The sequence below is a fragment of the Nocardia sp. NPDC004260 genome, assembly GCF_053603155.1.
On sequence record NZ_JBSGEZ010000060.1, the window covers coordinates 40,318 to 46,919 of the forward strand.

Consider the following 6,602-nt stretch of genomic DNA (forward strand, 5'->3'; position numbering starts at 1 on the left):
ACGCAGGGAATTTCAAGGGGTTCGAGTCCCCTTAGCTCCACCACGAACGTGCAGGTCACGGCTATGATGCTATCTCACTTGAGTAGCCATCAACAGTACGTATCAACACCTGCACGGTTCATCGGGGGAATCGAGAGGTGCTGAACGACTCCGAACGGAGCGCCAGCATGTCCAGTATCCGCGTCAACACTCGCAAGGATGGCACCGTCGCCGTCCAGGTCCTCTTCCGGGAGTATGACCCAGACGAGCAGCGCAAGGTTCAGGCAAGCGTCACATTCGATGACCATGCCGCCGCGCTCTCGTGGCAGAAGATCCTCGACAAGGTCGGGCCGGAGCAGGCGCGCAAGATCCTCGCGGCCGAGAAAACCGCCAAGCAGGTCAAGGTCGTGACCCTGAACGACGACTTCGCCGAAACCTACATCAAGTCGCTCACGGGCATCCAGAACGCCACCAGGAACCGATACCGGGCGTACATGCGCAACGACATCGGCCCGTACATGGGAGACCTGCCGTTGTCGGCCCTGTGTGCGGCAGACGCGGACCAGAACAGCGTCGTCCAGGACTGGGTCAACGACATGGAAGCCGACGGCGACAGCGGCAAGACGATCGCCAACAAGCACGGCTTCCTGTCCGCGTGCCTCCGGGTGGCGGTGAAGCGCCGGCTGCTGCCGTTCAATCCGTGCGATGACACCAACCTTCCGCCGCGGATGTACGAGCCGACGTTTCTCGAGCCCGAGGAGTTCGACGTCCTGTACGACGCTGTGCCGAAACGGTGGAAACCGATGGTGTTCTTCCTCGTGACCACGGGGGTTCGGTACTCGGAGTGCACGGCGCTGCACGTGCGCGACCTGAAGGAACATGTCCACGGCGGGGATTCGAGCTGGACCTGCCGTGTCGCGCGAGCATGGAAGTACACCGGCACGAACGAGCAGCTGCTCGGCAACACCAAGACCCGGAAGGGCACCCGGACGATCAACGTGCCGCGCGAGACGATCGACGTCCTCGGGTTGGATGGCCGGGCGAGTGGTGAGCTGCTGTTCCCCACGCAGTCCGGCGGTCGAATCTCCAGCCAGCTGTTCCACAACAAGTGCTGGCGCCCGACGCTGGAGAAGGTGGCCGAACAGATCGGGAAACGGCCGCGCCCGCACGACCTTCGGCACACCTGCGCGTCGTGGATGATCAACAACGGTGCCGAGTTGACGGACGTGCAGGGGCATCTCGGGCACGAGAAGATCACCACCACCGTGGACGTCTACGGGCACCTCGACCGCAGGTCGGGCAAGCGGGCTTCGACGGCGGTTTCGAAGGCGTTGGTGCGCACGACGGTTCGGGGCTCCGACTAGAGACCGTTTGGTATCCATCCCCTTTGCAAGATCTTTGGTTGCAGATTGGACAATAACTGGCCGTTATCTCCAGAAGAATGATGCATCACGGTTCGGTGAACACTAAGATCGGTCTTCTCATCGGCGGGAATCTCGAAACCGCTCGTATGCAGCGTTCTACGGGCGGAGTAGGGCGGAAGGGTGTGGACCGTGTGTGATGCACAGTGCAAGACCGAGCTATCCCAGGCAACAAGGCGCAACATTCGAAGCCCTCAAGAGCTATCGCGAACGCTGCGGTCTCTCAGCGACTCGGCTCTTGAGGGCAAGATCGGCAAGGGGGCGTCCCAACGCGTGCGTCGCGGTCACGAGACCCTATGCGACTTGTACGTCGGGGCGGTGCGATTAGGGGTTGATCCGGTGTCGTTATTCGAATCCTTCGACGTCTCGGAACGCTAGGGTCACGAACTCTTTGGCGGGCATCTCTAGTGCCTTCAGGATCAGGGCGAGCTGATTGAGGTCGGGGGACCTCTCGCCGTTCTCGAAGCGCTGGATCGTACTGAGGCCCAATCCGGTGATCTCTTTGAGCTTCTCGCGGGACATGCCGCGCTTGGCGCGCAGTCCCCGAAGCTCGTTCCCTACGGCCGTGTTGACGGCCTGGGCGAGGGTCTCGTTATCCATGCGGAACATTTTCCGTTCCGATCTGAGCTAGCGCAAGCTTTCGCGCGAGATGCAACCTTGCGAACTCTGAATAGATTCAGTTCACTTCGGGGTTGCCACAGTTCATAGTCGAGCGTAATCTGTTCATTATGGAACAGCTCGACAAGGCGGCTACGCAGAACGTCCTGCGTGCCATGAGCGTAGCTGGTGTCAACCTCGACGAGCTAGCCGCCAGGACCGGAATCCGCAAACACACTCTTCTCCGGCGCATGAGCACCGGCCCCTGGAAGCTCCAGGAGCTGGGACTTATCGCTAAGGCTGTCGGAGTTCGTCCCGAGGACCTGGTGTCGGGGGTGGCCGCGTGACCGCCCCCCGCCTCTACTCGCCAGCCGAAGCCGCCGAAGCCCTCGGTGTCACCGAAGACTGGCTGGTCAAGCAGCTCCGCGCCCGCAAGCTTCCCGGCCGCAAGGCGGGCCGGTTCTGGAAGCTCGCCGAACAGGACATCGAAGCCGCCATCGACCTGATGGCCGTGCCGGTGGTCGCGGCCAAGCCGGACCCCTCCGGGTTGAGCCGCCGCAGCCGCCGCTACCTGGAGTCTCGCGGGGGTGCGCGGTGAGCACCGACCTGACCCTGGCCTCCGCTCGCGCCGAGCGTGACGCCCTGGCCGACCGGACCGACGTCCTCGACAAGGTCGGCGTGCTGCGCACCCTGCCCGATGACACGCACGTCACGACGGAGATGGTCGCGACCTTCTTCCAGGTCGACGTCGAGGTCATCAAGAAGCTCGCCCAGCGCAACCGTGACGAGTTGGAGTCGAACGGATTCCGCATCGTGCGTGGTCCGGAACTGAGGGACATCCTGTCCACCAGTTCCCTGGACCCCCGATCGGCAGCCTTGGCCCTGTTCACTCGCCGCACTGTCCTGAACGTCGGGATGCTGTTGCGGGACTCGGTTCCCGCACGCCGACTTCGCAGCTACCTCCTCGACTCCGAGCAGGCCGTCCGGTCGATGAACGTCGAGCCGTTGTCTGGCCTGGAGTACGCCCTCGCTCTCGTCGATGCCGAGCGCCGCGTCCTGGAGGCCAACGCCCGCGCGGAGGCTGGCGAGAAGTTCAAGCGCGCCATCGAAGCCGGAGAGGGTTTGGGCTTGCGGGAGTTCCACAAGAAGTACTTCTCGGCGATCACAGAGACCGTGTTCATGGAGCACCTGTACGCGAAGGGCTACCTGATCGACCAGCGCGGCAAGGGAACGCTTCGCGAGTCCGGGCCTCGGGCGGGCACGTACCGGGATGGGTCGCAGCACCGCCACCCGTCGTACAAGGGCAAGAGGTTCTTCTACCTGCATGGCGTGCAGGACCGTGCTGGTTCGCGCCGTGAGAACACGCGGGTCCGGCCGGGCGAGTGGGAGTTGGCGCTGCGTGACCAACTCGCCGCCGAAGGGCTGACCGCGAACGAAATCACCACTGGCCTCTTCGTGATCGAGGGCGGCCGAACGGTGGGGGAGTTGGCATGACTACCGGCGGATTCCTGTACCGCGTCCAGATCGTGGAGTACCCGAAGGGCGCGCTTGCCCCGTCGAGGTACAACCCGGAATACCTCTACCCCGATCCCGACTGGGCGCCCGAAGGTTGGGACCCGGACCCCGAGTGGATCGAGAGGTTCGGCCGTGACACCGGTGCCGCTTTCTTCTGGCCGAAGACGGACAAGGAGTTCAAGTCCCGTTCGTCGGCTCGGAAGCTGAAGCAGCTCATCGAGTCCTATGGCGCGAAGGCCATCATCCAGCGTTCGGCGGAGATCGTGTGGCCGGAGGACGGACAGGAGCACGTCCGATGAGCCACGGCCAGAAGCCCCGCGTCCGCACGTTCTTCCCGCGCATGAAGGTGCGTCGCCCGCATCGCCCCCGCCAGCCGCTGACCGTCTTCTGGGACGAGAAGTTCCAGCCGGTCTGGTTCACGCGCGACAAGGGCATGGCCCGGCAGGCATGGGGCGCGTACTTCGGCTACAACGACGGCGTCATCACGCTGACCGGGCTCAAGGGCGGTGTGTCGTGATCGCTCTCCTGACTCCCATTTTCGTCGGCGCCCTCTTGGCGTTCCCCCTTTCCCTTCTCCAGCAGTATGCGGCCCGGGGGAGGCGGAAGTGAGCACCGAGCGTAAGCCCTTCGGCGCGCACGCTGGTCGCGCCTGGTCCGGCACTGCGATCGAGGACGCCTGCCTGTGCCCGCAGGAGCCGTGTGGGTTGGTCGATCCCGGCCTGGCCGACCCGGACTGCCCGCATCACCCGTTGGTGCGCTCGAAGTCGTTCCGTCAGGGCCACTCCGCCAAGGACTGTCCGGGCACGCGGATCGGTCAGTTGATCGAGCAGTCTTCGCTCGGCGGTGCCGATGCTCGCGCGCTGCGGGAGAGCGTGCCGGTGGAGGTCGCGCAGGAGGTTCTGCGGCGAGCGAATGCGAAGTCTTCCGACTCCCTCGGCGCGGTAACACCCCTGCCTGCTGCCGAGGGCGGGCGTCCCGGCGGTGATGGCAGCGGACCCCTTGCCGCGCCCCGCCGGGACGTGCCCGACGAGGAGGCGGTTGCGGTGCGCCGCCGGTACGACGCGCTGTTCCAGATCGCTGATCACCCGTGCTCTAACGGCGACGCGGCGTTCTCGTGCCCTGATCTGCCTATCGGCTGGGCGGAGTGGTGCAGCTACTGCATCGCCTTCGACGCCCTGAATCCGTCCTCATCCCCGGCTGGCTCCGGCCCCGGTGGTGAGGCTGCACCCTCGGCGGCCGAACGGTCGTCACGTGACGCCGCCGAGGGTGCTTCCAACTTCCCCTGACAAGGGAAATGGCCGCCGGAGCCCCACTCCGACGACCACCAACTCCACAGAACAAGAAAGAAGTCTACCGCAATGGTCAAGCATTCCGCAGAGTGCCAGGCACTCCTGGCCGAACTGACCCAACTCGCCATGTGGATCGACGAGCACACCGATGTCGAGGTGCGCGAGTTCTTGATCACCGTGTTCGACGAGGACCCGCAGGATTCGTTGCCGTTCATAATCGGTCGCCGCGTGTGGCCGACGGTTTCCCCGGCGGTGAAGTCGTGACCCCTTACGAGTATTCGCTGCGTCTGGACGAGATCCTCCGGTATGTCGGTCGTCTCCTGATCTCGCCGACGGGGTCGGTGGAGTGGGAGGTGGGTAGGACCTTCGCGCTGATCTCCGATCAGGAGCGGCTGCGGTATCTCCAGTCCTTGCTGGCGAATTCGCCGGAGGGTTCCCGGTTGTGGGAGATCGGCTGGGATCTGCGGGCAATCGTTCTGGGTTGGCCGGAAGCGCAGGCCGTCGCATGAACCTGCACCTTTCTCACCCTCACATCGCTGAGCGGTTCGCTGCCGCTTTCTCGTCCGCGCTGCATCGCGGTCTGTCCGCTGACGACCTCACCACCTCCGCTGCCGTGGCCCGGTGGGCGGAGTGGAAGACACCGGATCAGTGGGAAGCAGACCAACACCACAACAAGGGGGAGACCCGATGACCTCCGCTGACTCCCGCGCCCGCCGCCGCGCTATCGCTGCCCACCTCAACCAGATCCCCACCTCCTGCCCGGCCGATGTGTACGAGTGGGCGGAGACCGGACACCAGGTGATCGAGGACGAGTACGGCGATCTGACGTCGAGCCCTGACCCGGACGTGGCTAGCGGTGTGCATTGCGCCTTCGCCGCTGCGGTGCACAAGCACGGATGCTGCTGGTGCGGGAAGTTCCGCACCGGTCTGGAACTGGCCGAGACCGTAGAGCTTCCGGTGCATGAGCTGGCGTTGGCGGCCGAGCCGTCCCGCTGGCTGGATGCCATCGAACCCACCTCCCTGCTCGACACCGTGGCCGAGGCCATGGATCTCGGGGGTGATGACCGTGCCTGAGAAGTGGTTCCAGCGCGTCCAGGCCACTCAGGACCGCACAGGGTTCCGCACCCGTGCCACCGTCCACAAGCCCGGCTGTCTGTGCGCGACCTGTCACGCCGAGATGTTCGAGCGAGCTGCGGAGGAGCCCGAGGAGTTCGACGACACCGCAGCGTGGGACCGCGGACATGACCAGTGGGTCGACGAGCAGACGGGGGTGTCGTACTGATGGCCGTCAAATTCGCGAACAAGCAGGTCGCGACGGAGGAGGAGCTGAACGCCATCGCCCGCGCCTTCCTGTTCTCGTCCTGGCAGGAGATGGAGCGCACCTGCCGCTACCGCGATGCGAGGCGCGCCAGCGAAGGGAAGAAGAAGCCGTGACCGACACCAACCAGTTGATCGTCAACTCCCGCGGCGGCGTCGGGGAGTTGAAGCCGAACAAACCGCAGGAGCAGGCGCTGGCGCGGCGCACCGCCGCCCACTACGCCGAGAACGCCGACGAGCTGCGGACGTTCCTGGACATGCTCGGCTTGACACCGGACAAGCCAGCACCGAAGAACACGCACTGCACGGAGTGCGACGCCCCGATGTCCCGGAAAAGTATCGCGGGGCACAAGATGATGGGCCGCGACGGCCTGTGCCGGCCCTGCACGCGGCGTGCGGAGGAGGCGACCAAGCCCCGACGTAACTACGTGCGCACCGCACCGTCGAGGAAGCGGGGACAGAATCCTGGCGAGTGCGAACGCTG

14 protein-coding genes are annotated in these 6,602 nt (G+C 64.9%); 13 read left to right on the top strand and 1 reads right to left on the bottom strand.

Annotation, left to right across the window (positions count from 1 at the left end; all coding sequences use genetic code 11):
* Positions 1-167: 167 nt before the first annotated feature.
* Entirely contained in the window at positions 168-1,343 is a 1,176-nt protein-coding gene (locus tag ACWEO7_RS28670; protein WP_452427783.1) for a tyrosine-type recombinase/integrase, read from the top strand.
* Between the two features lie 402 nt (positions 1,344-1,745).
* On the opposite strand, the gene ACWEO7_RS28675 is transcribed toward ACWEO7_RS28670, so the two are convergent.
* The gene (locus ACWEO7_RS28675; protein ID WP_452427785.1) at positions 1,746-2,000 is read right to left on the bottom strand and encodes a helix-turn-helix domain-containing protein; all 255 of its coding nucleotides are present in this window, start codon (positions 1,998-2,000) and stop codon (positions 1,746-1,748) included.
* A 128-nt stretch (positions 2,001-2,128) separates the two neighbouring features.
* On the opposite strand from ACWEO7_RS28675, the gene ACWEO7_RS28680 reads away from it, so the two are divergent.
* From ACWEO7_RS28680 to ACWEO7_RS28735, 12 genes are all read left to right on the top strand, one after another.
* Complete coding sequence (locus ACWEO7_RS28680) at positions 2,129-2,344, top strand: helix-turn-helix domain-containing protein (protein WP_452427787.1); 216 nt, start codon at positions 2,129-2,131, stop codon at positions 2,342-2,344.
* Positions 2,341-2,595, top strand: a complete 255-nt coding sequence (locus tag ACWEO7_RS28685; RefSeq protein ID WP_452427789.1) for a helix-turn-helix domain-containing protein — start codon at positions 2,341-2,343, stop codon at positions 2,593-2,595. Before ACWEO7_RS28680 ends, ACWEO7_RS28685 begins: the two co-directional genes overlap by 4 nt.
* A complete protein-coding gene (locus ACWEO7_RS28690) occupies positions 2,592-3,491 on the top strand; it encodes a hypothetical protein (protein WP_452427791.1) in 900 nt (299 codons plus the stop codon). Before ACWEO7_RS28685 ends, ACWEO7_RS28690 begins: the two co-directional genes overlap by 4 nt.
* Positions 3,488-3,811: a hypothetical protein gene (locus ACWEO7_RS28695; RefSeq protein ID WP_452427793.1), complete on the top strand. Its 324-nt coding sequence runs from the start codon at positions 3,488-3,490 to the stop codon at positions 3,809-3,811. The genes ACWEO7_RS28690 and ACWEO7_RS28695 overlap by 4 nt, the downstream gene beginning before the upstream one ends.
* Positions 3,808-4,029, top strand: a complete 222-nt coding sequence (locus tag ACWEO7_RS28700) for a hypothetical protein (protein WP_452427795.1) — start codon at positions 3,808-3,810, stop codon at positions 4,027-4,029. Before ACWEO7_RS28695 ends, ACWEO7_RS28700 begins: the two co-directional genes overlap by 4 nt.
* A gap of 88 nt (positions 4,030-4,117) precedes the next feature.
* Positions 4,118-4,798 carry a hypothetical protein gene (locus ACWEO7_RS28705; protein WP_452427797.1) on the top strand — a complete coding sequence of 227 codons (681 nt, stop codon included), beginning with the start codon at positions 4,118-4,120 and terminating at the stop codon, positions 4,796-4,798.
* Between the two features lie 72 nt (positions 4,799-4,870).
* Positions 4,871-5,065, top strand: a complete 195-nt coding sequence (locus ACWEO7_RS28710) for a hypothetical protein (protein ID WP_452427799.1) — start codon at positions 4,871-4,873, stop codon at positions 5,063-5,065.
* Complete coding sequence (locus ACWEO7_RS28715) at positions 5,062-5,310, top strand: hypothetical protein (RefSeq protein WP_452427801.1); 249 nt, start codon at positions 5,062-5,064, stop codon at positions 5,308-5,310. Before ACWEO7_RS28710 ends, ACWEO7_RS28715 begins: the two co-directional genes overlap by 4 nt.
* Before the next feature lie 178 nt (positions 5,311-5,488).
* Positions 5,489-5,875, top strand: coding sequence for a hypothetical protein (locus ACWEO7_RS28720; protein ID WP_452427803.1), 387 nt, complete (start codon positions 5,489-5,491; stop codon positions 5,873-5,875).
* Entirely contained in the window at positions 5,862-6,083 is a 222-nt protein-coding gene (locus ACWEO7_RS28725; protein WP_452427804.1) for a hypothetical protein, read from the top strand. The genes ACWEO7_RS28720 and ACWEO7_RS28725 overlap by 14 nt, the downstream gene beginning before the upstream one ends.
* Positions 6,083-6,235 carry a hypothetical protein gene (locus ACWEO7_RS28730; RefSeq protein ID WP_452427806.1) on the top strand — a complete coding sequence of 51 codons (153 nt, stop codon included), beginning with the start codon at positions 6,083-6,085 and terminating at the stop codon, positions 6,233-6,235. Before ACWEO7_RS28725 ends, ACWEO7_RS28730 begins: the two co-directional genes overlap by 1 nt.
* Positions 6,232-6,602: hypothetical protein (locus ACWEO7_RS28735; protein WP_452427808.1), on the top strand; the 371-nt coding region annotated here is incomplete at its 3' end. The genes ACWEO7_RS28730 and ACWEO7_RS28735, both read left to right, overlap by 4 nt.

Bases quoted from the DNA above. Each gene is read 5' to 3' on its own strand.
- ACWEO7_RS28725 (WP_452427804.1), top strand. From the start codon at position 5,862: ATGACCGTGCCTGAGAAGTGGTTCCAGCGCGTCCAGGCCACTCAGGAC.
- ACWEO7_RS28700 (WP_452427795.1), top strand. From the start codon at position 3,808: ATGAGCCACGGCCAGAAGCCCCGCGTCCGCACGTTCTTCCCGCGCATG.
- ACWEO7_RS28695 (WP_452427793.1), top strand. From the start codon at position 3,488: ATGACTACCGGCGGATTCCTGTACCGCGTCCAGATCGTGGAGTACCCG.
- ACWEO7_RS28675 (WP_452427785.1), bottom strand. From the start codon at position 2,000: ATGGATAACGAGACCCTCGCCCAGGCCGTCAACACGGCCGTAGGGAAC.
- ACWEO7_RS28730 (WP_452427806.1), top strand. From the start codon at position 6,083: ATGGCCGTCAAATTCGCGAACAAGCAGGTCGCGACGGAGGAGGAGCTG.
- ACWEO7_RS28680 (WP_452427787.1), top strand. From the start codon at position 2,129: ATGGAACAGCTCGACAAGGCGGCTACGCAGAACGTCCTGCGTGCCATG.
- ACWEO7_RS28720 (WP_452427803.1), top strand. From the start codon at position 5,489: ATGACCTCCGCTGACTCCCGCGCCCGCCGCCGCGCTATCGCTGCCCAC.
- ACWEO7_RS28670 (WP_452427783.1), top strand. From the start codon at position 168: ATGTCCAGTATCCGCGTCAACACTCGCAAGGATGGCACCGTCGCCGTC.
- ACWEO7_RS28710 (WP_452427799.1), top strand. From the start codon at position 4,871: ATGGTCAAGCATTCCGCAGAGTGCCAGGCACTCCTGGCCGAACTGACC.